At 64.0% G+C, this 22,591-nt stretch carries 24 protein-coding genes; 8 read left to right on the top strand and 16 right to left on the bottom strand.

What is annotated here, in order from left to right; all coding sequences use genetic code 11:
• Positions 1-137: 137 nt before the first annotated feature.
• Positions 138-644, top strand: a complete 507-nt coding sequence (locus AHA_RS09580) for a hypothetical protein (RefSeq protein ID WP_039214596.1) — start codon at positions 138-140, stop codon at positions 642-644.
• Between the two features lie 72 nt (positions 645-716).
• On the opposite strand, the gene AHA_RS09575 is transcribed toward AHA_RS09580, so the two are convergent.
• Positions 717-2,426, bottom strand: coding sequence for a glycoside hydrolase family 36 protein (locus AHA_RS09575; RefSeq protein ID WP_011705772.1), 1,710 nt, complete (start codon positions 2,424-2,426; stop codon positions 717-719).
• A gap of 159 nt (positions 2,427-2,585) precedes the next feature.
• Here AHA_RS09575 and AHA_RS09570 point away from each other — a divergent pair, with 159 nt between their 5' ends.
• From AHA_RS09570 to cdd, 3 genes are all read left to right on the top strand, one after another.
• Positions 2,586-2,942, top strand: coding sequence for a CidA/LrgA family protein (locus AHA_RS09570; protein WP_011705771.1), 357 nt, complete (start codon positions 2,586-2,588; stop codon positions 2,940-2,942).
• On the top strand, positions 2,939-3,625 hold the full coding sequence (locus AHA_RS09565) for an LrgB family protein (protein WP_011705770.1): 687 nt from the start codon (positions 2,939-2,941) through the stop codon (positions 3,623-3,625). The genes AHA_RS09570 and AHA_RS09565 overlap by 4 nt, the downstream gene beginning before the upstream one ends.
• Before the next feature lie 187 nt (positions 3,626-3,812).
• Complete coding sequence (cdd, locus tag AHA_RS09560; RefSeq protein ID WP_011705769.1) at positions 3,813-4,694, top strand: cytidine deaminase; 882 nt, start codon at positions 3,813-3,815, stop codon at positions 4,692-4,694.
• A gap of 84 nt (positions 4,695-4,778) precedes the next feature.
• Here the strand turns inward: cdd and AHA_RS09555 are convergent, their stop codons facing one another.
• The 3 genes from AHA_RS09555 to AHA_RS09545 all read right to left on the bottom strand — a co-directional run bounded on the left by AHA_RS09555 (position 4,779) and on the right by AHA_RS09545 (position 8,045).
• Positions 4,779-6,443, bottom strand: coding sequence for an AMP-binding protein (locus AHA_RS09555; protein ID WP_011705768.1), 1,665 nt, complete (start codon positions 6,441-6,443; stop codon positions 4,779-4,781).
• Positions 6,444-6,540: 97 nt separating this feature from the next.
• A complete protein-coding gene (locus AHA_RS09550) occupies positions 6,541-6,819 on the bottom strand; it encodes a YfcL family protein (protein WP_011705767.1) in 279 nt (92 codons plus the stop codon).
• 110 nt (positions 6,820-6,929) lie between these two features.
• Entirely contained in the window at positions 6,930-8,045 is a 1,116-nt protein-coding gene (locus AHA_RS09545) for an ATP-NAD kinase family protein (protein ID WP_011705766.1), read from the bottom strand.
• Between the two features lie 118 nt (positions 8,046-8,163).
• Between AHA_RS09545 and AHA_RS09540 the strand changes: the two genes are divergently transcribed.
• Positions 8,164-8,898: a TerC family protein gene (locus tag AHA_RS09540; RefSeq protein WP_016350476.1), complete on the top strand. Its 735-nt coding sequence runs from the start codon at positions 8,164-8,166 to the stop codon at positions 8,896-8,898.
• Positions 8,899-8,955: 57 nt separating this feature from the next.
• Here AHA_RS09540 and AHA_RS09535 read toward each other — a convergent pair whose 3' ends face one another.
• The 12 genes from AHA_RS09535 to pspA form a co-directional block, all read right to left on the bottom strand.
• On the bottom strand, positions 8,956-9,444 hold the full coding sequence (locus AHA_RS09535; protein WP_011705764.1) for an OmpA family protein: 489 nt from the start codon (positions 9,442-9,444) through the stop codon (positions 8,956-8,958).
• Between the two features lie 2 nt (positions 9,445-9,446).
• Positions 9,447-10,715 (bottom strand): diguanylate cyclase domain-containing protein, encoded by a 1,269-nt coding sequence (locus AHA_RS09530; RefSeq protein ID WP_011705763.1) that lies wholly within the window; start codon positions 10,713-10,715, stop codon positions 9,447-9,449.
• The gene (locus AHA_RS09525; protein WP_042862704.1) at positions 10,712-11,260 is read right to left on the bottom strand and encodes a YfiR family protein; all 549 of its coding nucleotides are present in this window, start codon (positions 11,258-11,260) and stop codon (positions 10,712-10,714) included. Before AHA_RS09525 ends, AHA_RS09530 begins: the two co-directional genes overlap by 4 nt.
• Positions 11,261-11,458: 198 nt before the next feature.
• On the bottom strand, positions 11,459-13,006 hold the full coding sequence (tyrR, locus tag AHA_RS09520; RefSeq protein ID WP_011705761.1) for a transcriptional regulator TyrR: 1,548 nt from the start codon (positions 13,004-13,006) through the stop codon (positions 11,459-11,461).
• A 134-nt stretch (positions 13,007-13,140) separates the two neighbouring features.
• The gene (locus AHA_RS21945) at positions 13,141-13,233 is read right to left on the bottom strand and encodes a 4a-hydroxytetrahydrobiopterin dehydratase (RefSeq protein WP_370511038.1); all 93 of its coding nucleotides are present in this window, start codon (positions 13,231-13,233) and stop codon (positions 13,141-13,143) included.
• Between the two features lie 28 nt (positions 13,234-13,261).
• Complete coding sequence (locus AHA_RS09510; RefSeq protein ID WP_011705759.1) at positions 13,262-13,600, bottom strand: 4a-hydroxytetrahydrobiopterin dehydratase; 339 nt, start codon at positions 13,598-13,600, stop codon at positions 13,262-13,264.
• Between the two features lie 54 nt (positions 13,601-13,654).
• Positions 13,655-14,449: a phenylalanine 4-monooxygenase gene (gene phhA / locus AHA_RS09505; RefSeq protein WP_011705758.1), complete on the bottom strand. Its 795-nt coding sequence runs from the start codon at positions 14,447-14,449 to the stop codon at positions 13,655-13,657.
• Between the two features lie 171 nt (positions 14,450-14,620).
• The gene (locus AHA_RS09500) at positions 14,621-15,646 is read right to left on the bottom strand and encodes a YcjF family protein (RefSeq protein WP_011705757.1); all 1,026 of its coding nucleotides are present in this window, start codon (positions 15,644-15,646) and stop codon (positions 14,621-14,623) included.
• Between the two features lie 66 nt (positions 15,647-15,712).
• Positions 15,713-17,119, bottom strand: a complete 1,407-nt coding sequence (locus AHA_RS09495) for a YcjX family GTP-binding protein (protein ID WP_164927606.1) — start codon at positions 17,117-17,119, stop codon at positions 15,713-15,715.
• A 131-nt stretch (positions 17,120-17,250) separates the two neighbouring features.
• The gene (gene pspC / locus AHA_RS09490; protein ID WP_029301161.1) at positions 17,251-17,655 is read right to left on the bottom strand and encodes an envelope stress response membrane protein PspC; all 405 of its coding nucleotides are present in this window, start codon (positions 17,653-17,655) and stop codon (positions 17,251-17,253) included.
• A 106-nt stretch (positions 17,656-17,761) separates the two neighbouring features.
• Positions 17,762-17,998, bottom strand: a complete 237-nt coding sequence (gene pspB, locus AHA_RS09485; protein WP_005300084.1) for an envelope stress response membrane protein PspB — start codon at positions 17,996-17,998, stop codon at positions 17,762-17,764.
• Between the two features lie 3 nt (positions 17,999-18,001).
• The gene (pspA, locus tag AHA_RS09480; RefSeq protein ID WP_011705754.1) at positions 18,002-18,682 is read right to left on the bottom strand and encodes a phage shock protein PspA; all 681 of its coding nucleotides are present in this window, start codon (positions 18,680-18,682) and stop codon (positions 18,002-18,004) included.
• Between the two features lie 195 nt (positions 18,683-18,877).
• On the opposite strand from pspA, the gene pspF reads away from it, so the two are divergent.
• The 3 genes from pspF to AHA_RS09465 all read left to right on the top strand — a co-directional run bounded on the left by pspF (position 18,878) and on the right by AHA_RS09465 (position 22,560).
• Entirely contained in the window at positions 18,878-19,912 is a 1,035-nt protein-coding gene (pspF, locus tag AHA_RS09475) for a phage shock protein operon transcriptional activator (protein WP_011705753.1), read from the top strand.
• Between the two features lie 90 nt (positions 19,913-20,002).
• Complete coding sequence (sapA, locus tag AHA_RS09470) at positions 20,003-21,598, top strand: ABC transporter substrate-binding protein SapA (RefSeq protein ID WP_164927791.1); 1,596 nt, start codon at positions 20,003-20,005, stop codon at positions 21,596-21,598.
• A gap of 2 nt (positions 21,599-21,600) precedes the next feature.
• Positions 21,601-22,560 carry an ABC transporter permease gene (locus AHA_RS09465; RefSeq protein WP_011705751.1) on the top strand — a complete coding sequence of 320 codons (960 nt, stop codon included), beginning with the start codon at positions 21,601-21,603 and terminating at the stop codon, positions 22,558-22,560.
• Positions 22,561-22,591: the final 31 nt, after the last annotated feature.

Here is a 22,591-nt window from a genome sequence, read left to right as displayed (position 1 = left end):
GGTTAAATGACTGTACGCTCCCCCGCCCCGCGACATAATGGGAAGGGGAGCAAAGACTCCTGATGTTTCAATTATTTGTGCGCTAACATTGCACTAACGGCCGGTTGGCCTATCGACCCTTGGGGATGCCGCATCCGATGCGTTCAGGATTATCCGGTTTTGGTTTGCTCATCTGCGCCCTGCTGCCATCGGCCAGCATGGCGGGTGTGCGTTTTGATGTCCCCGACTACCTGTTGCAGTTGCCGCAGCAGACTTATCAGTTGATCGAGAGCAACTTCAGCCGCCTCTATCAGCAGACCGACTTTACCCCCCAGATCACCAACAGCTATTTCAATCGCTCCGATCTCTACAACTTCGTCGGCGTGCCGCTGGCCATCACCCCCCAGGCCGGTTTCCAGCTGGAAGTGTTCGGCCAGCTCTACAACCGCGCCTCCCAGAGCTATGTGCACATGAGCCAGGACATGTCGCTCTATCGGATGATCCGGGCCGACATGATGGGCAACACCAACGACGAGGTGGCCCTCGGCATGGGGCTCGGCATTCCGCTCACTGCGCAGCTCACCTTCAAGGCCCTGCTCTCCAGCAACGAGATCCCGGGCTATGGCGCCGCCAATTACGCCATCGGCTTCGAGTGGCGTTACTGACCCCGGCATAGCAGCGCCTTTCGCAATACATTCAGGCTCCCGTGGGAGCCTGAATCATGATTGCCAGCCCGCTCAGCGGTAGCGGATCACCCGCCCCTCGCCCCCCTGCAGGGTGAGCGCGGTACCGACGGCCCCCTCATCCCAGAAATCTTCGCCGCCTGCCGGCAACAGGAACTCCTGAGGCTGCGCCTCCCAGTTGAAGAGGCAGAGCAGGGTGCCGCCCCCGGGCAGGCTCACCTCGCCGCAGGCAAAATCCATCGACTCGAAACGGGCGCCAGGGGCGCGCGCCGCGCAAAGCTCGAGCAGCTTGCGCAGTTGCGCCGCCTGCACCTCGTCGAGATCCTGCAGCCTGTCCCCGGCCAGCATCATGCCGCCGCTTGCCACCAGCGCCGCCAGATGAAAGCGGTACTCGGCAGGGCTCGCCTGCTGGCTCGGCAGATCCCGCAGGCAGATGCAGTCAGGATCGAGGGCCCACAGTCGGTCGTTCTGCCAGGCGCGGCAGAAGGCCTCGCGAGCGATCTGGCGATAGCGATGGCCATTGCGCTCCACGTCATCGCTCACCCGCATACCATGCACCAGGCCGAGGCTTGGCCAGATGGGGGCGTTGCAGCCGAGCAGGAAGGCCCCCTCGCCCGCTCCGCGCAGGATGGCGGCCATGCCGCGTCGGTAGGCCTCCACCCGGGTGGCGGCCGGGTCGTGGAAGCGGCCGCCGTGGATGGCCCCCCAGAAGTTGGCGTCGAGCTTGAAGTAGTGGATGCCCCACTGCTCGCGCAGGGTACGAAACACCCGCTCGAGGTGAGCCTGTACCTCGGGGTGGGTGCCATCCAGCACATACCAGGGGGTACAGCGCCAACCGCCGTAGGTAACCCGCTCGGAGGGCAGCGGCAGCCCGTCATCCCCCTTCACGAACCAGTCGGGGTGATCCTGAAACACCTGGGAGCCGGGCTCGGCGATAAAGGGGGCCACCCAGAGCGCCGGCTCGCAGCCGGCGCCTTTGATCTCGGCAGCCAGGGAGGCCACCCCCTGCTCGAACTTGGCCGACGGGGTGAGCCAGTCGCCCATCTTGGCTTGATAGCCGTCGTCAATCTGCACGTAGCGCAGCGCCGGGAAACGCTCGGCACGCACCTGCAGGTTCTCGCGAATGTCGGCGGCGCTCACGTCCGCGTAGTAGTGATACCAGGAGCACCAGCCGCTGGGGCGTTCGCCAACCTGGCCGATCAGCGAGCCATGCTCGGCCTCGATCCGCTGCGCCAGTTCGGCCAGCAGCGCCTCACGATCTTTCCCTTCGAGGCAGAGCAGCGCCTCGCTCTGCCAGAACTGGCCGGCAGGGAGTGCACGCCCCTCACCATTCATCAGGATCTGCAGCCGGCCATCGGGGTAGAGCCGAAACTCCCCGCCAAAGCGCTGACAACTGGCAAAGGCGAGCAGCAACCAGCCCTTGTCATGCTCCACCAGCAGCAGGTTGTGTACCGTGTGACAACCCTGATCATCGGTGATGCGATAGACACCGGCATCGGGGCAACGGCCGACCGGCTGCGGCGCTTGCCAGCTGCCCATGGTCTGGGCCAGCATCTGGAAGCCTTCGCCGTAGATGGCGCACGCGGGCGAGAGACCGAGCTTGCCGTCAAACAGCGTCCAGTGCCCGACCCGGGCCTCGCTGCCGCCGGTGTTGTCGAGCCGCACCCGGCACAGGGGCCCCTCCCACTGGCGGGTTTGCAGCAACGAAGGGGGCAGATGGTGGTCGTCCGCCAGCTGGCGCAGGCGGGACAAGAGAGATGTCATGGCGACTCCTTGTGGTTCGAAAAGGGTTCTATCTGAAAATCTTCAATTAAATCAGCCTCAAACGAACTGATTTCAGCTGTTATTGTTTTAATGCCGCGACCCGGCCTCTCTGGTAGACTGGCGTATTCCTTAGTTCACCGTTACCAAGATGGGGCTCCTGTGATCGCGCAACGTGCCTTGCTGTACCTTCGTGACTTTCTGGTCATCGTCGCCTGCCTGCTGGCGGGCAAAACCCTGGCAGCCATCCTGCCGTTCGCCTTCCCCGGCAGTATCATCGGCATGCTGCTGCTGTTCGTGCTGCTCTCCCTGCAGCTGGTGAAACTGCACTGGGTTGAGCAGGGCGCCGGCCTGCTGCTGCGCCACATGGGGGTCTTGTTCGTGCCGGTGGCAGTCGGGCTGGTGGCCTGGCTGGAACCTCTACGTCAATCCTTCGGCCTCATCATGCTCTGCATCGTGCTCGGGATCGTGCTGATCCTCGGCACCGTCGGCCGCCTCTACCAGAGGATGAACAAATGATCTTCTGGCTGGCCATTCCCTTGACCCTGGCGCTCTATTTCGCCACGCGGGCCCTCTATCGCAAGCTGCCCTGGCCCATCATCAACCCGGTGCTGGTGCCCACCGCCGTCATCATCGGCCTGCTGCTCTGGTTCGATCTGCCGCTGGAGCAGTACGAGAGCGGCACCCGCCCCATCACGGCACTGCTGGAGCCGGCGGTGGTGGCGCTGGCACTGCCCCTTTATCAGCAGGCCCGCCAGATCCAGGCCAGGCTCAAGCCCATCCTAATCTGTACCCTGAGCTCGGTCTTGATCTCGGTCTGCACTACCTTGCTGATCGGTCATTTTATGGGCGCCGATCCGGCACTGCTGGCCTCTCTCGCCACCAAATCCATCACCACGCCGCTCGCCATGAGCGTCAGCCAGTCCCTAGGCGGCATTCCCGCCATCGCCGCCGCCGTGGTGGTAGTGGTCGGGATCGTCGGCGCCCTGATCGGCTTCCCCCTGCTCAAACTGATGCGGGTCACCGACCCCGAAGCCCAGGGGCTGGCCATGGGGGCCTGCGCCCACGCCATCGGCACCGCCACCTCCGCCGAGCAGGGCATCACCCAGGGTGCCTTTGCCTCGCTGGCCATGGTGGTGTGCGGCATCCTCACCGCCGCCGTGGCCCCCCTGCTGTTTGCCATTTACCACTGGTTGAGCTGAAGAGCACCCTTTTCCGCGATGGCGGGCCTGCGGGCCCGCCGATGTGCGACCTGCCGCACAATTTGCACAAGACAAACGTTTCCATTACCATCCCCCTCCGTTTGCCCGTCAGGGCGTGAGCACGCTCACACATTTGCCCGAGCTTGCTCCCTACAATGGCCCCCCAATTGGCCTTTGAGGACACACTATGCATCCCCGTTTTGCCAAGCCACTCGATACCCTGTCCGCCCCGCTCAAGGCGGCGCTGCTGCCCATGCTGGGCGATGATTTCCAGGCTCGCTTCACCCCGGATCAGGTCGCCACGCTGAAGGCCGCCACCGGTCTTGACGATCGCGCCCTGCGCCTGGCCCTGCTGCCGCTGGCCGCCGCCTGCTCGGTGGCCCCCATCTCCAAGTTCTTCGTCGGTGCCATCGCCTGCGGCCTGAGCGGCAACTGGTATTTCGGCGCCAACATGGAGTTTGCCGGTCAAGGTCTGTTCCACTCGGTCCATGCCGAGCAGTCCGCCATCTCCAACGCCTGGCTGGGTGGCGAGACCGGCATCTCTGAAATCACCGTCAACTACACCCCCTGCGGCCACTGCCGCCAGTTCATGAACGAGCTGAGCACCGCCAAGATTCTCAAGGTCTCCCTGCCGGATGACTTGAGCGCGCTGCAATCCTTCCTGCCCCACTCGTTCGGCCCGGCGGATCTGGACATCACGGACGCGCTGATGAGCCCGCAGGCCCATGACGAGCTCACGCTTGTGAGCGACGATCCGCTGTGGCAGGCCGCGCTGGCCGCCGCCCGCCAGAGCTACGCCCCCTACAGCCAGGGCTATGCCGCGGTAGCGCTGCAGTTCGCCGACGGTCGCATCTTCTGCGGCCGCTACGCCGAAAACGCCGCCTTCAACCCCAGCCTGCCACCGATGCAGATGGCCTGTGCCCACGCAGTGCTGGGTGGCGAAGATCTCGCCACCATCCGCCGCGCCGTGCTGCTGGAGAGCAAGGATGGCCAGATCAGCCAGCAGGACTCCGCCCGCGCCACCCTCAAGGCGCTCGGTTCGGTCGAGCTGGAGTATCAGGCTGTCTGACCTGCCGTTGCCTGAAACAACAAGGGGAGCCAGTGGCTCCCCTTGTTGTTTTGTGGTGTTCAGCAGCAAGCCTGCCGGGCCCCGTCAGGACTCCCAGATGATGCTCTGGGAAGAGGACCAGGCGTCGCCGAGATCGGCATACTTCTGCTCCAGCAGGTGGCGGCGGATCTTCATGGTCGGGGTGAGCACCCCGTTTTCGATGTTCCAGGGGCTCTTCACCACCAGGATGCCGCGAATTTTGGCGTGGGACTCCAGCTGCTCGTTGACCCGGTTGCGGGCCGCCTCCAGCTGGGCGTTGACCTGATTGCGATCCCCCTTCATGGCGCTCTCTGCCAACTGCACCAGGGCCACCGGCTGCGGCATGCCGTAGCCAATCACGCACAACTGCTCGATGATGGGCTCCTGGCCAAGCAGCCCCTCGATGGGCACCGGCGCCACATACTTGCCCTTGGCGGTCTTGAACACGTCCTTCATGCGGCCGGTGATGGTGAGATAGCCCTCCCGATCCAGCTTGCCCATGTCGCCGGTATGCAGCCAGCCCTCTTCGTCGATGGCTTCACGGCTGTGCTCGGGATCCTTGTAGTAACCCAGCATCATCCCCTCGCAGCGACAGAGGATCTCCCCTTCCTCGGAGATCTTGATGGTGACCCCCGGCCCCGCCTTGCCGACCGTGCCTATCTTGTCGGCCCTAAACGGGTAGTTGAGGGTGGAGAAGGCGTGGTTCTCGGTCATGCCCCAGGCCTCGGTGATCTCGATACCGATGCTGTGGTACCACTCGAGCAGGGCCGGTGCCACCGGCGCCGAGCCACAGCCCAGCACCCGCGCCTGATCCAGCCCCAGCCCCTTTTGCAGCTTGCGCTTGATGAGGCCCGACACGAACGGGATCTTGAGCAGCAGCTCGAGTTTCTTCTGGGGCAGTTTCTCATGGATCTTGATGCGGAACATGGCCCACAGCCGTGGCACCGAGATGAACACGGTGGGACGGCAGCGCTTGACGTCCTCGATGAAGGTATCGAGGGACTCGGGGAAGGCGATCTCGGCGCGGCCATAGAGGCTGCCGCCATAGACATAGACCCGCTCGGTGATGTGGGCCAGCGGCAGGTAGGAGAAGCCGCGGTCCTGCTCGCACAGTCCGACCGCCTCCACCAGCTTCTCGCACGACCAGGCGTAGCGCTCGACGCTCAGCATGGCCCCTTTCGGCTTGCCGGTGCTGCCGGAGGTGTAGACCAGGCTCAGCAGGGAGTCCGGTGCCTGCACCGGGCTGTCCGGGATGGGTTCGTGTTGCTCCAGCAGATCGTCCCACTGATGGGCCGCCGGCATGGTGTCATAGGGAAAGGCGATGCGCAGCAGTTCGGCGGGTACCCCCGCCTCCTGGCTCTTCCAGTCATCGAGCTTGCCGACGAAAATCGCCTTGGCCTCGCTGTGACGCAGCACGTATTCGATGGTGTCGACGTTGGCGGTGGGATAGATGGGCACGCTCACGTACTGCCCCATCTGCATGGCGAGGTCGGCGATGAACCACTGGGCGCAGTTCTTGGAGAGCAGCGCCACCTTGTCGCCGGCCACCAGCCCCAGCTGACGCAGCGCGGTCACCATGCGGCGGGCCTCGTCAGCGACCTCACCCCAGGTGAAGTCCAGGTATTCGCGGTTGATGGTTTGACGCAGATAGACTCGGTCAGGACACTGCCGCTCCCATTGGTAGAGCATTTCGAGCGGCAGTTTATTGGCAATACGCGAGGAGGAAGCCATAGTTTAATCCCTGAAACAAAAGGCGAAACTTATTATTAACCTTTCACTAACCTCAGGGAAGAATAAACTCAAACTTCTGTTTGAACTGTGTAACCGATCAAGCTTCTGCTTGTTGTTGCAAACGAATCCACATTGCCTGCACCAGCTTCTCATCCTGCTCGGAGAGTTCACCCTGCAGGATCGCCTCGTTCAGGCTGCGCAGCACATAACTCTTTACATCCCGCACCAGGGTCTTGCCTTCCAGCTCGGCCCGCGCCACCGCCAGCGAGATGTGGCCGCGCAGATAACCCCCGGCAAACAGCTCATCGTCGGTCGCCGTGGCCACCATGCCGTCTATCAGTCCCAACAACTTGTGCTCAAAATCATGAATCGTCATTTAACGCAGCCTCATTTTCCGGGGTTGCCGGCAAAATAATTCGGGGGAGTGGAACCGCGATCCGGTTGATCACGGCTCTCTGGCGCCAGGCCAGCCGCATCCTTGATGTCCTATTCCGGGTTGGCCACCGGGTAGATGACCTGATCCTTGTATCCCGTGGTGATCCGCAGATAACCACTTAACGACCGGTTCAGCGCCGGGTCATCGGTATCCACCAGCAAGGGCCTGCCCGCAAGGGCCGCCAGCTTGGCTTTGGTGGCCAGGACCTGGATCTGGTCCCGCCCGACGGCCCGCAACACCTCTGGACTCAGTTGCTGATTTCCGCGCCCGAACAGATGTCCCTGACCGCCGATCAGGGTAATGATCAGCCGGCAGCGACGGCCACGGATCCGGGTCAGGATCTCGGCGGCGGACAGATCCTGCCCGATAAGCCGGCCATTTTCCACCAGATCCACACCGAGCAGGGTATTTTCGAGGCCGAGCTCCGTCATGCAGGCCGCCACCGTGCTGCCGGAGCCCATCAGATAGAGGGAATCGGGCTCCATCTGCTCGACCACGCCGGCGGCGATGTCCGCCAGCACCAGCTCTTCAGACTCGCGCCCCCCCTGCTTGACCGCCTGCACATAGCGCAGATCGCCGGGCACCTGCAGCTGGCCGTAGTGGCAGGCGCGCACCTTGCCGGCGCGAAACGCCTCCTCGTCGATGTCCATCACCTCGGCATCCACCAGACTCAGCAGCTCGCCGGCGATCATCCGGGCCGCCACCCGGCCGCTGGCGGCGGGGGTCACCCCATAGACCCCGGAGTGGATCTTGCAGCCGGCCGGAATGCCGAGCACGTGGCACGCCTCCCCCACCGCCGCGCAGATGTCCCGCGCGGTGCCGTCACCGCCGGCAAACAGCAGCAGATCGACGCCCGCCTCGCGCATCCGTTCGGCGGCGATACGGGTATCGGCCGCCGTGGTGGCAGCTACCGCGGGCTGATGGACGATGCGGCAGGGCAGGCCGAGCTCGCCGGCAAGCTCGGCCCCCATCTCGCCCGCCACCGTCAGCAGCTCGAAGCAGTCCGCCAGTTCACACAGCGGCAACAGCGCCTGACGGGTCCGCTCGCGGGCCTTGGGGACGGCGCCACGGGCCAGCGCCTCGGCCACCATGCCGTCACTGCCCTTGAGACCGACCGCCCCGCCGATACCGGCGACCGGATTGATGATGAGTCCTAAACGAAACATATGTCCCTCCCGTTGGATGGCCGCCATTTTTATCTTTTCCTGCCACTGGGACAAGCCATAACCCCCTGTTAGAATGCGCGGCTTCAACCCTCAATCAAAGTTCAACCAAGGTTCAATCATGCTGGAATGGATTGCAGACCCCTCCGCCTGGGTCGCGCTCGCCACCCTGACCCTGCTCGAGATCGTGCTGGGCATCGACAACATCATCTTTATCTCCATCCTGGTCGGCCGCCTGCCGGAGGCACAGCGCCAGAAGGCGCGGATCCTGGGGCTGGGTCTCGCCATGGGCACCCGCATCCTGCTGCTGCTCTCCCTGGCCTGGGTGATGCGTCTCACCGAGCCGCTGTTCACCGTGCTGGGCGAGGCCATCTCTGGCCGCGATCTCATCCTGCTGCTGGGGGGTCTGTTCCTCATCGGCAAGAGTGCCCACGAGATCCATGCCACCCTGGAGGGCGCCGCCGAGCCTGAGAGCGTGAGCGCCGCTGCGTCCGGCTTCATCAGCACCCTGATCCAGATCGCCATTCTCGACATCGTCTTCAGCCTGGATTCCGTCATCACCGCCGTGGGCATGGCGGATCACGTGCCGGTCATGGTGCTGGCCATCATGATCGCCGTCTTCATCATGATGTTCGCCGCCAAGGCCATCGGCGATTTCGTCGACAACCACCCCACCATCAAGATGCTGGCCCTCTCCTTCCTCACCCTGGTCGGTTTCGCGCTGATGGCCGAGGGGATGGATCTGCACATTCCGAAGGGCTACATCTACTTCGCCATGGCCTTCTCGCTGACGGTGGAGATGATCAACATCCGCCTGCGCAGTCACCACGACCGCGAAAAGCTCAAGCAGGAATAACTGCGAGCCACAAAAAAGAGCGCCATCAGGCGCTCTTTTTTTATCTACACAACCATGTCATTCATTGCTGATGACAATCGCCACGCGGCGGTTCTCGGCCCGACCGGCAGCCGTCTTGTTGTCGGCGATCGGATCGCGTTCACCACGGCCCCGGATGTCCAGGTTGGCCTGCGGCATACCGACCGATACCAGCACGTCGGCCACCGACTGCGCCCGCTTGTACGAGAGCTGATCGTTATAGTCCGCCGCCCCGTTGGAGTCGGTATGACCATCGATCCGTGCCCGGTTCAAGCCTACCTCCTGCAGGGTCTTGCCCAGTTTTTCCACCACCACGCGGGTCTTGGGGGTCAGGGCATCGGCGTTGTTGGCAAACAGCACACGGTTGGAGAAGTCCAGAGTCCAACCCTCGTCGGTCAGGCGAAAGCCTTGCTCCTTGAGTACGGCGATCTGCTCTGCGGTCAGGCCGTGGGGGGCGCTTTGGCACCCCGCCAGCACGCTCAACAGCAGGCCGATCAAGCCGGTTTTCATCAGGACATGGATCTTCATTGTTATTTTTCCTCAGCAGAGACATCGAATTCCAGCTGGTCATGGAGCGCAAGCTCCCGACGCAGCCGTTTGGCTTGGTACATTGCATGGTCCGCCTGCTGCAGCAGATCGGCGGCAGTCAGCCCCTGATCCGGATACAGCGCGATCCCGATGCTGACGGCAGCCAGCAGCTGGCTGCCATCCCCCAGTACCACGGGGTCTGCCATGGCCTGCTGGATGCGGGCAACCACATCTTCCGCCTCGCCCACCTGGGACAAGGGGGTCAGCAGGATGGCAAACTCGTCGCCCCCCAGACGGCATACCAGATCCATCGGCCGCAGCTGATGTTGTACCCGTCTGGCCAGGGCGATCAGCACGTCATCCCCGGCGGCATGGCCCAGGGTGTCGTTAATCTGCTTGAAGCGATCACAATCGAGGTAGAGCAGTGCAAAGCGCTCATCATGCAGCCGGCCGGTGGTCACCGCCTGATCCAGACGAGCCTCGAACAGAGCACGATTGGGCAAGCCGGTCAAGGCGTCATGGGTGGCCTGGTGCAGCAGGCTGGCATTCTCCCGCCGCTGGTGAGCCTGCCAGGCTTCCAGTTCGTCGAGCAGGGAGTTGAAATCCTGGCCGAGCGCGTGCAGCTCGGCGATGTTGGCCTCGGGCACCCGCATGGCGAGGATCCGCTGGCGGCTGACGCTGTGGGCCACCTGGGCCAGATCCTTGAGCGGCGCGGTGAGGGAGTTTTGCATCCGGCGCGCCACGTAGAGCGCCCCCAGGGTGCTGAGCACCAGGCAGAGCAGCATGGCCAGCAGGGTCTGCAACAGGAACAGCAGCAGGTATTGGCCGTGCCCCACCAGATGAATGCGGGCGATCTCCACCCCGCCCCGCAGCATGGGCTGATCTACCGGCCCCGGCAGAATGAGCCGCGCCAGATACTGCTCAAGACCGGACCAGGGGGTGCTCATGGCCCGGCTCCAGCTGGCCAGCAGCTGGCCGCTCGGCAGATAAATGCTGGCTCGCGCCACATCCTCGTGGGTGGTGATGGCCTGCAGTGCCTCGCGGGCCGCCTCTTCGTCGTGGAACACCACGGCCGCTTCGCTGGTGTAGCTGATGGCCCGCGCCACCAGTTCCAGGTTGTGATCCGCATAGAGCCGCAGCGCCAGCAGGGCGATGCCGGTCAGCAGCACACCGGCCATGCAGACCGCCGTCAGGGACGTCACCAGGTGGGTACGTCCCAGACTCTGTCGCAATGTGAGGCGCTGGTTGGGGGGGCGGAACAAGCCGATCATGAGCCCCCCTCATCGGCCTTGGCCAGCTTGAGCACGGCGGGATGCACCCGCACCCCGCTCCTGGCCAAGGCATCCAGATTGACCCGAAAACGGATCCGCTCCTTGCCGATCTGCAGACAGAAGACGGAGTCGGCCACGCACTCGGTGCTGTGTTCGCTGATGCTGAGAATGGGGTAGCCGCGCAGCCGCTCGAACAGCGGCAGCCGGCGCTCGGGGGACAACACCCCTAGATAGAGCACGTCACACTGGGGACCGATCGCCTTGTCATCGACGTCGTAGCGATGGACGCTGACCGGCCGGCCGTTGGCCTGCTGCTTGATGGAGAAGAGCGCGGTGGCGTACTCCGTCGGCGCCGCCACGCACAGGCGCAGCTCGCTCGGTTCGGTCGGCCAGCGGGTGTAGCTGAGAATGTCGAGCACTGTCTGACGCACCTGCTCGGCTCGCAACTCGGCCGAGGTCAGGGGGGGCGGCTCGGTGGAGAGGGCCAGCGTGCAAACCAGCGGCGCCAACCACGCCAGGATCCGGATCAGTGAAAAAGAGTGCATCGTGCCTGCGCTTAAGCCCACATCAGCACCCAGGAAGGGCGGTTGCCCGCGAGGGGTGAGCCGGATGGAAATAGTATTGAACTTGTCAGCAGCATGACAAGGCGCAGCCGACAGAGCAAGGGGCTGACCGGGCCGGCATCACAATAATGACGAGGGCCCACCCGTGTGTGAGCCCTGCAATAAAGTGCATTCATGGGGTTACTTCTTGTTGATCCCGTATTCCCGCAACTTGTTGGCGATGGCGGTGTGCGACACGCCCAGCCGTTTGGCCAGCTGGCGGGTGGAGGGAAACGCCGGGTAGAGCCGCTCCAGTAGCCGGCTCTCGAAGCGTTTCACCGCCTCGTCGAGCCCCCCTTCGAACCACTCGTCGATGAGCGGCATGGCGTCGGCCGCCACCGGCAGATCCACGTGCTCAGGCCCGATCTCGTCCCCTTCCAGCAATGTCATGGCGCGGTAGAGGCAGTTGCGCAGCTGGCGCACGTTGCCCGGCCAGCGGTAGGCGGTCAGGTATTCCGCCATGTTGCGGGTAAAGCGCGGGCGCGGACGCTGCAATTCGCTGGCAAAACGGGAGACGAACTGCTGGGCCAGCGCCATGATGTCCGCCTTGCGCTCGCGCAGCGGTGGCAGCGCCAGGCTCAGCACGTTGAGGCGATAGTAGAGGTCTTCCCGGAACTTGCCCTCGTGCACCAGATCCAGCAACTGCTTCTGGGTGGTGCAGATGAAGCGCACGTTGACCTTTACCTCCTGCTCGTCACCGACCCGGCGGAACACGCCATCCTGCAGCACCCGCAGAAACTTGGTCTGCAGATGGGGGGACATATCGCCGATCTCGTCCAGCATCAGCGTGCCGCCGCTCGCCAGCTCCAGTACCCCGCGCTTGCCCTCGGTGTTGTTGCCAAAGGCGCCGGGGGCATAACCGAACAGCTCGCTCTCAGCCACGTTGTCCGGCATGGCCGCACAGTTCAGCGCCATGAAGGGGTGGCTGGAGCGCAGGCTGGCACCGTGACAGGCGCGGGCCAGCAGCTCCTTGCCGGTGCCGGTTTCGCCGACGATGAGCAGCGGCGCATCCTGCATCGCCAGCTTGCTCGCCTGGGCCAGCACCTGTTTCATCTTCTGGCTCTCGGCCTGCAGGTGTTCAAAGCCCCCCACTTCCACCGCGTGCAGCGCGCTGAAGTGCATGCCGACCCGGCGGGCGGATTTGAGCACCACCACGGCACCGGCCAGGGCCTGTCTGCCCTTCTCCTCGGCCACGAACAGCGGCATCAGATCCGCCAGATACTCTTCGCCATTGATGCTGAGCTTGCAAGTCTGCGGCCGGATCTCGCTCGCTTCCAGCCAGCGGCTGAAGGAGAAGCCCTTGACCAGGGAGCCGAGCGCCGCGCCACGCACCTCTTCCATCGGCAGGGCCAGGGTGGTGAGGGCGGACTGGTTGGCCTGGGTCACCTTGCCCTTGGCATCGAGGGAGAAGACCAGATCCGGCAGCGCCTTGAGCAGCGCCTCAATCTCGTGGTGCTCGCGCTCGGAGGGCATGTAGGGGATGGTCTTGACGTCATAGACCCCGGGAATGCGGCGGATCTCCGGCATCAGGTGCTGGAAATCACGAAACTCCAGCTCGGGAAAGTTGAGATAGATGATGCCTGAGGTATCGATTTCGATGCCGCGCAGATCGATGTTGTGCTCCACCAGACGGTCGAGCAGTTCCCGGGTCAGGCCCAGGCGGTCTTCACAGCTGACTTCAAGACGCATTCGGGACACACTTCCTAGCTAACTCTATGAATGACCGGATAATACAGACTCGATCCCGCCAGTGCGAGCGCCAGCCCATAAAAATGCGGGCCCGCCCCGTTTTCACCGGGCAGGCCCGCGCCATCTATAGACGTTTATTTGAGCAGCGGGTCGGTGCACGCCGCCATGATAACGTCGTTGCGATGCAAGCCACCTATCTTGTGGGTCCACCAGCTGACAGTCACCATCTCGTCCACTCGGTGAGTGAGGGCGTCTTCACTTCAGCAGCTCATCCGTGCGTGCCGCCATGATGAAGTCATTGCGATGCAAACCGCCAATTTTGTGGGTCCACCAGCTGACGGTCACCTTCCCCCATTCGGTCAGGATTGCCGGATGATGAAACTCCGCCTCCGCCAGTTCACCCAGCCGGTTGGTGAAGGCGAGCGCCTCCTTGAAGTTGCGAAAGGTGAATTCGCGCCGCAGCTGCAGCTCACCTTTCACCACCAGCGGCTGCCAGTCGGGGATGAGGCGCATCAGTTCGTTCAGCTCCTGCTCGCTCACCTTGGGGGCATCGGCGCGGCACGCTTCACACTGCTGGCTGGCCAGTTCGGACATGGGACTCTCCTTGTGTATCGATGAAAAGGGGGTAATCAAACACCGGCGGGCAACTCAGCTCGCCTGCTTGCCACCAGCCGGTGCAAAACGGGGGGGACGCAGCCCCAGACGGCGCGCTTCGGCCACCATGGCCATGATGTCCTGCTCCGCCAGACGATAGAGCTCGCCAAGCTCGGGCAGCACGAAATAGGTGGGCTGCATGATGTCGATGCGATACGGGGTGCGCAGCACCTCGATGGGATCAAAGGGTTGCAGCACGGGTTGGCCGCCAAGGGCATAGGCGGTCTCGCCGATGGAAGAGAGAATGCCGCCGCCATAGATGCGCAGCCCGTCCGCCGTGGCCAGCAGGCCAAACTCCACCGTGAACCAGTAGAGCCGTGCCAGAAAGACCCGCTCCTCCTTGCCGGCCCGCAGGCCAAGCTGGCCGTAGACATGGGTGAAGTGGGCGAAGGCAGGGTTGGTCAGCATGGCGCAGTGGCCGAAGATCTCGTGAAAGATGTCGGGCTCCTGCAGGTAATCGAGCTCGTCCCGGCGGCGAATGAAGGTGGCCACCGGAAACTGGCGGTTGGCCAGCAGGGCAAAGAAGCGATCAAAGGAGATGAGCGCCGGCACCGCCGCCACCGACCAGCCGGTGGCCGGTTGCAACACGGCGTTGATCTGGGCCAGCTGGGGGATCCGATCCCGGGGCAGGTCGAGCCGCGCCAACCCGGCCTGGTACTCGTCACAGGCCTTGCCCTCGAGCGCCGCCAGCTGGCGTGCGATCAGGATCTGCCAGGTGCCGTGCTCCTCGTCCGAGTAGTGGATCGTGCCCGCTTCATCCGGCTGGTGGGCGGTGTAGAGACTTGCCATGGGTGACTCCATCCTCTGGGTTGCGACCCGCCATCCGGGCGGTCAGACGCCATTGCGCGATGGGATCACTGTAACGGTTTGCCCCCCAAAAAAGCAGCCGACCCAAGGGTCGGCTGCGGCGGATAATTGTAAATAATTTGTGACAACCACAATCGAGCCCTGGCCTGCCGTTCACCTCTTGTTGAGATAGCCCGCCAGCTGACCGATCAGCCGCTTGCGCAGCTCGCCGAGCCTGGGTTTCTCGTCCGCGCACCAGGGCAGCGGGCGGCACGCCTCTATGGTGCGCAGGCCGAGGCGGGCGGTGAGCAGTCCGGCCCCTACCCCTTGGGCGGCGCGGGCGGAGAGCTTGGCGGTGAGCTCGGCCCCCAGCAAGTCCATCCCCACCTCGGTCACCAGCTCGGTGGCACCGGCGTAGAGCATATTGCGAAACACCTGACGAATGAGGCGAATGCGGCTCCAGTAGCCGAGCTCGATGGCATAGACGTCGGCGATGTCCTCGATCATCCGCAGGTTGCGCCACAGCATCAGCATCATGTCGACGGTGGCGAGCGGGCTCAGGGCCACCAGCACGGCGGCCTCCCCCGACCACTTGGCCACCCGCGCCTGCGCCAGCTTGTCGCGCTCGCCGAGCACCAGCTGGCTGTAGAGGGTCAACACCTCCCGATCGCTGTGGCTCTCGTCGAGCTGGGCCAGCCAGGTCTGATACCCTTCGCGCCCCTTGTCACCGCTACGCTCGGCCAGCCCTTCGCAGAACGCCTGGCCCTGGCCGACCCCCTGATGGGCCAGCAGATCTTCGGCCCGCGAGCGCACATCCTGGCGCCGCTTGAGGGTGCGCAGCCGCAGCCACTCGCGCCCCACCACGCCGGCGGTGCCCGCCGCCACCAGCGCCGAGGCCGCCAGCCAGGCGCCGCCCCAGAGCGGGGTGGTGAGAAATTGATCGTAAAGGAAGGCGCCATATTGGCCCAAGGAGAGCACACCGACCGCTCCCAGCCCCCAGGCCAGCAGCCGATGACGGCGACGCGGCTTGATGACGAGGACGCTCTCCACCTCGGTGAGTTCTTCCAGCTCATCGAGGCGCTCGAAGCTCGCCTCCTCCAGCCGCTGGGCCGGCGCCGGCTCCTTCTCGGCTGCCGTCAACGCGGGCTCCAGGATCACCTTGCCCTGCAGCGGTGGCCGCGCTTTTATCTGATCGTTCATCGCCTTGTTCTCCTGAAAACAGTCTCCCGGGTACGGCGCAGGCAACAAACCCGTGCCGCACACCGCTTATTCGAGGTGATCCCCGAGCAGAAACTCCAGCGCCGCATCGAGCCGGATATGGGGCAGCGCCTGATGGGGGCTCATGGGCAGCGGGCGAAATGCCTGAAAATCAAAGCCCTGATTGTTCCACCACTGGGCGGGGGGGATATGGGACGGCACCTCGCCCGGAAACAGCAACAGCGATTCACCGCTCAGGCTGGTGCCACGGATGGCGGGGAACTCGCGGCCATCGGCCACCCCCTTGCCCACCTCGGTCGCCTTGATGGCGGCCAGCGCCAGACACTCGGTGGCAATCCCCTCAAAGCGGGCCTGGCCGCGGCCGCTGCGCACCAGATGCTGCAGCAGGGAAACCATGGGGCCGTGCTGTTCGGGGGTGACGTGATCGGCCTTGCTCGCCACGAACAGCAGCTTGTCGATGCGCGGCGAGAAGAGCCGCCGCCACCAGTTGCTCTTGCCGTAGGCAAAGCTCTCCATGATGCGGGCAATGGCCTGCTGCATGTCGCCAAAGCTGGCCGCCCCGGCGTTGAGGGGCTGCAGGCAATCCACCAGCACGATCTGGCGATCAAAACCGGCAAAATGCTGCTCATAAAAACCCTGCACCAGGTGCTGCTTGTACTGCTCGAAGCGCTGCTTGAGGGTGGCGTAGAGGGTGCCCTCGGCTGGCTCCTGGGCCGGTTTGTCCCACACCCAGGGCACGAACTGCAACATGGGGGCACCGGCATATTCCCCCGGCAACACGAAGCGACCGGGCTGGATCAGGTGCAATCCCAACTCTTGTTTGCAGGCATGCAGGTAGGCGGTGTAGCGCTCGGCCAGCTGGGCCACCGGCCGCTCCTCGAAGCCCTGATCCGCCTGCCACTCGGGCGCCAGCCAGCCGGCGGTAAGGGCCTGCAGCTCGGGGCGGCGCAGCTGCTCGCGCACCTGCTCGCTCCACTGCTCGTAGCTCATCTCCAGCAGCGGCAAGTCGAGCAGCCACTCCCCGGGGTAGTCCACCAGATCCACGTAGAGGGTAGAGATCTCGCCCAGATGCTTGCGCAGTGGGTGACGGGTGCGATAACGAATTTCGAGGCGCACCTCGGCCACCCCGCGGGTCGGCTCGGGCCAGGCCGGCGGATCGCCAAACAGGGCATCGAGGCCGCGTTCGTAGGCAAAGGTGGGAATGTGGGCATTTTGCTGGGGCACCCGGCGGGCACCGAGGATGCGCCCCTGGCGCAGGGCATCCCACAGGGGCAGGCGGCCGTCGATGGCCGCGTGTTCCAGCTGGTTGACCAGCGCCGTGATGAAGGCCGTCTTGCCGCTGCGAGAGAGGCCGGTAACTGCCAGCCGGATGTGGCGATCCCGTACCCGGTTGACCACGTCGTTCGCCTTGTGCTGCAGGCGATTGAACTGCTGTTCCAGTTTATTGAGTATCAAGGCTTGTCCTGTTCTCCCGTTCATCCAGAGCGAAGGGGATGGCCGCTGCCGCCCCCACGCCATGGCCCTCTGGCGCGGTGCCCGCCATCAAAGGCCGGCCCGCGCCGGCGGGGCCATCGCGCCGCTCAGGGTTACAAGTTGCGAAACTCCCGCTGCAGGGTGAACTCCTTGGAGGTCACCAGCTTTTCGATGCGCTGCAATCTGGGCTCCAGCCCATCCAGCTCCTGGCCGATGCGGGCAAGGGCCTGATGAGGCGTGACGCCCGCCTGCCAGCTGCGCGCCTTCATCCGCACCTCGGCAAAGTCGGCATCCTCCTGGGCGTAGAGGGTGACTGGCTTCTTGTCGAGCAGAAACCAGGCGGCCACGTAGGCGGTGAAGGTGATGAAACCGGCGAAGATGAGGCCGCTGATGGCAAGCAGCCGCACGATCCAGGTCTCCACCCCGAAGTACTCTGCCAGACCGGCACAGACCCCGGCTATCTTGCCGCGCTGGGGGTCACGATAGAGGTTGCGCCCTTCACGACTGATGCTGCTCATACCTTGTTCCTCCAGCCCGGCACTTCCGCATCCAGAATCGACTCCAATACGGTGCCGACCAGCTCCGGCTTTCCACAACGGTCATGACATCTCTCATTGAAAACCGTCATACCTTGTTTCTCCAACCAGGAACCTCGGCATCCAGAATCGATTCAAGCGCGCCCACCCGCTCCTGCATCTTCTCGGCACGCACCAGCAGCCCCTGCAGCTGTTCACGCTCGCCATCGGCAAGACCGGCGCCAATGCGTCCCTTGGCGCGGTAGTGCAGCACCAGCCAGATGGGGGCCACCACCACCATGAAGACCACCATGGGAACCATCAATACACCCAGCAGATCTTCCATCTGTTACTCTCCCTGTTTTGGCGTGGTATCGCCTTGGCCCAGCTTCTGGCGCATGGCCTCGAGCTCTTTGCTTATCTGATCGTCGGCTTCCAGTTCGGCAAACTGCTGGGCCAGCGCCTTGTCGGACTGTCCCAGATCGGCGCGGGCCTCCATCTCGTCAATGCGGCGCTCCATGCGCTCGAACTTGCTCACCACCGCCTGGCTGTCGCCACGGGCGACCTGGCTCTGCACGTTGAGACGGCTGCTGGCCGCTTCGCTGCGAATGGCCATCGCCTTCTGGCGGGCACGGGCGTCTTCCAGCTTGGCTTCCAGCTGACGGATCTCTTCCCCCAGCTTGGCGATGCCGCTGTCCACCGCCTGCTGCTCGCGCTCGAGGCCGTCGGCCAGCTCGGCCTGCTTCTTCTTCTCGATAAGCGCCGCGCGGGCCAAGTCTTCCCGTCCCTTGCTCAGGGCCAGCTCGGCCTTGCCCTGCCACTCGGCAACCCGCTCCTGATGGCGGCTGACCTGGCGGCCGATCTCTTTCTGGTTGGCGAGGAAGCGGGCCAGATTGGAGCGCTCCTTCACCAGCTCGTCTTCCATCTCCTGGATGATCAGGCGCACCATTTTCTGGGGATCTTCTGCCTTGTCGAGCAGGGCCGTCAGGTTGGAATTGATGATGTCGGCCAGGCGGGAAAAAATACTCATGATTGTACTCCTGTGGTTGGCATACGTTGTTTCTCCATTGACAATGGCAACTTGTGTGCCAATCTGGAACAGAATTTAACTTGTTGATTTATATGGGCAGATAAGTCGAGTTTCAAGATGCACCACACAAGTAATGATTAGAATCACCAACTTTTGGTAAGATTGACCAGCTTTCAACGATTCACGGGGATGACTATGACCACGGCCACGGAAAGCCTGTTGGGAGAATCCAACGCATTTCTCGAGATCATTGAGCAGGCCTCCCGCCTGGCGCCGCTGCGCAAGCCAGTGCTGATCATCGGCGAACGGGGGACCGGCAAGGAGCTCATCGCCCACCGCCTACATTATCTCTCGGCGCGCTGGGATCAAAGCTTTGTCACCGTCAACTGCGCCACCTTGAGCGAGAGTCTGCTGGAGACCGAGCTGTTCGGCCACGAGGCGGGCTCCTTCACCGGCGCCGCCAAACGCCACCAGGGCCGCTTCGAGCGGGCCGACGGCGGCACCCTGTTTCTCGACGAACTGGCCACCACCAGCGCGCGGGTGCAGGAAAAACTGCTGCGGGTGATCGAGTACGGCGAATTCGAGCGGGTGGGCGGCGCCAAGGCCCTCAAGGTGGATGTGCGACTGGTGTGCGCCACCAACGAGGATCTGCCGGCGCTGGCCGACAAGGGGCAGTTTCGCCACGACCTGCTGGACCGGCTCGCCTTCGACGTCATCACCCTGCCCCCGCTGCGGGAGCGGCGCGAAGATATTCTGATGCTGGCGGAGCACTTCGCCCACGGCATGACCCGGGAGCTCGGCTATCCGCTGTTTGCCGGTTTCTCGCGCAAGGCGACCCAGTTGCTGCTGGATTACCCCTGGCCCGGCAACGTGCGGGAGCTGAAAAACGTGGTGGAGCGCAGCATCTACCGCCAGGGCAACCCCCAGTTGCCGCTGGCCGAGCTGGTGCTCAACCCGTTCGATTCCCCCTGGCGTCCCCGGGCCCAGGCGGCGGTCGCGACCACCGTCCAGCTGGAGCAGACGCCGGCGGTGACACCGGACTCCCCCGCCCTGCCGCTGGATCTCAAACAGGCGGTGGCGGGCTACGAGATTAATTTACTCAAGCAAGCACTGCAGCAATCCCAGTATAATCAGCGCAAAGCCGCCCAACTGCTGGCCCTGAGCTATCACCAGTTCCGCGGCATGCTGCGCAAATACCAGCTGCTGGACAGTGACAACGATGCGGATTAATCACCCGGGCAGCCTGCCCCAGAGCGGCACCCACCCCTTGCCGGCCCCGTCGCCGGCAACTTCGTATAAAAACATGGTTCGACAATGAGAATGCTCAAACCCTTGCTGCTTGGAGTGCTGGTGCTGCTCACCGGTTGTCAGAAACAAGACGACGCGTCCAGGACGGGACTCATCTATTGTGCCGAAGGCTCGCCCCAGACCTTCAATCCCCAGGTCTCCAATTCCGGGGTGACCCTGGATGCCAGCTCGCGCCCGCTCTACGACCGACTGCTGGAGGTGAACCCCAACACCCTGGCGCTGGAGGGAGGGCTCGCCACCCGCTGGAGCACCAGCGAAGACGGCCTCTTCTATACCCTGACCCTGCGCAAGGGAGTCACCTTTCACCACACGCCCTGGTTCAACCCCTCGCGCCCCCTCAACGCCGATGACGTGGTGTTCACCTGGCGGCGGCTGCTCGACAAGCAGCACCCCTATCACGACGTCTCCGGCGGTGAATACCCCTACTTCTACAGCCTGGGGCTGGATCAGCTGATCAAGCGGGTCTACAAGAAGGGCACGGATCAGGTGGTATTCGAGCTGAACCGGCCGGATGCCTCCTTCCTCGCCACCCTGGCCAGCGACTACGCCATCGTGCTCTCCGCCGAGTATGCCGGGCAGCTGCAAAAGGCCGGCACCCCGGGGCTCATCGACAGCCGCCCGGTGGGCACCGGGCCGTTCAGCTTCAAGGAATATCGCCACAACGAATACGTGCGCTACCTGCGCCACCCCGGTTACTGGGGCGGCGAGGCCAAGATTGAGCAGCTCATCTACGACATCACCCCCAAATCGTCCAAGCGGCTGGCCAAGCTGCTGACCGGCGAGTGCGACGTGATGAGTACCCCCTCCGCCAGCCAGCTGTCGGTGATCGACCAGGATCCCGACCTCAGCCTGGCGGTGCAGTCCGGCATGAACGTAGCCTTCCTCGCCCTCAATACCCGCAAGGCGCCGTTCAACAAGGTGCAGGTGCGCCAGGCCATCGCCAGCGCCATCAACATCGACAACTTGCTGCAGGCGGTCTATTTCGAGACGGGCCAGCCCGCCAACAGCCTGCTGCCGCCGCTCTCCTGGGGTTACAACCCCTCCCTGCCGATGCGCCAGCCGGACCTCAAGCGGGCGCGCCAGCTGCTCAAGGAGGCAGGACTGGAGCAAGGGTTCGAGATGCAGGTGCTGGTGCAGCCGGGCTCGCGTGCCTACAACCCGGATGCCCTCAAAACAGCCCAGCTGATGCGAAGCGATCTGGCCAAGGTCGGCATCAAGCTCAAAATCGTGCAGCAGGAGTGGCCGGTCATCGAGGCCCGTCTCGCCCAGGGCCAGTACGACAGCCTGCTCAGCGGCTGGATTGCCGACAACGCCGACCCGGACAACTTCTTTCGCCAGCTGCTGAGCTGCGCCGCCGTCGAGCGCGGCAACAACTACAGCCGCTGGTGCAGCCCGGCGTTTGATCAACTGCTGGACGATGCGGTGACCACGCCCCAGCTGGCATTCAGGCTGCGCAACTACTACTACGCCCAGACCCTGCTCAACGAGCAGATGCCGCTCATTCCGCTGGCCCATGCCCTGCGCACCCAGGTCAGCCGCAGCGACATCGAGGGGCTCTCCCTGATGCCCTTTGGCGGCACCGTCTTCAACCAGGCCTATCGGGAGTAAGCATGTTTCTCTATATCCTGCGTCGCATCAATCTGCTGCTCATCACCCTGCTGGCGCTGACCTTCGTCGCCTACCTGCTGGACGTGCGCCTCATCGGCCAGCAGGCCAGCTTCTGGAGCGGCTACCCCGACTTCCTGCGCCGCATTCTGGACGGGGATCTGGGGCTCTCCAGCGTCTCCGGCCTGCCGGTGCTGGACGAGATCCGTCACTACTTCCCCGCCACCCTGATCCTCTGCGTGGCAGCCTTCGCCATCTCGCTGCTGGTGGGCATTCCGCTCGGCACCCTGGCGGCCCTCTCCCAGGGCAAGCCGCTCGATCTCACCATCATGACCGCCGGCCTCATCGGCTACGCGGTGCCGGTGTTCTGGCTGGCGCTGCTGGTGGTGATGTTCTTCTCGCTGGATCTGGGTTGGCTGCCCGCCTCCGGCCAGATCAGCCTGCTCTATGACGTGCCCTCCATCACCGGCATCGCCCTCATCGACGTGCTGATGAGCCACGAACCCTGGCGCCAGGCCGCCCTGCACGATGCCCTGCGCCACCTGATCCTGCCCTCGCTGGTACTGGCGGTGGTGCCCACCACCGAGGTGATCCGCCACGTACGCAGCTCCCTCATCGACGTGATGAAGCAGAACTACATCAAGGCGGCGGCCAGCCGCGGCCTCTCCCGTCGCCAGATCGTCTGGCGTCACGGCCTCAAGAACGCCCTGCCGCCGGTGCTGCCGCTGCTGGGCCTGCAGCTGGGCAGCGTGCTCACCTCCGCCATGATCACCGAGGTGGTGTTCGAGTGGCACGGCATCGGCCGCTGGCTCATCAACAGCATCGCCCTGCAGGACTACGCCGCCATCCGCGGCGCCACCCTGGTGGTGGCCAGCTTCGTCATCTTCATCAGCGTCAGCACCGAGCTGCTCACCACCATCATCTACCCGGCGCGGCGCAAAGAACTCTATGCAAAACAAGACTGAACGTGCTCATGGCATGACCCGGAGCCAGGAA

Origin of the sequence: Aeromonas hydrophila subsp. hydrophila ATCC 7966 (genome assembly GCF_000014805.1) — a bacterium.
Classification (GTDB): Bacteria; Pseudomonadota; Gammaproteobacteria; order Enterobacterales; family Aeromonadaceae; genus Aeromonas; species Aeromonas hydrophila.
The sequence above is the reverse complement of the archived record's forward strand: the minus strand, read 5'-3'. Positions and strand labels throughout refer to the sequence as shown.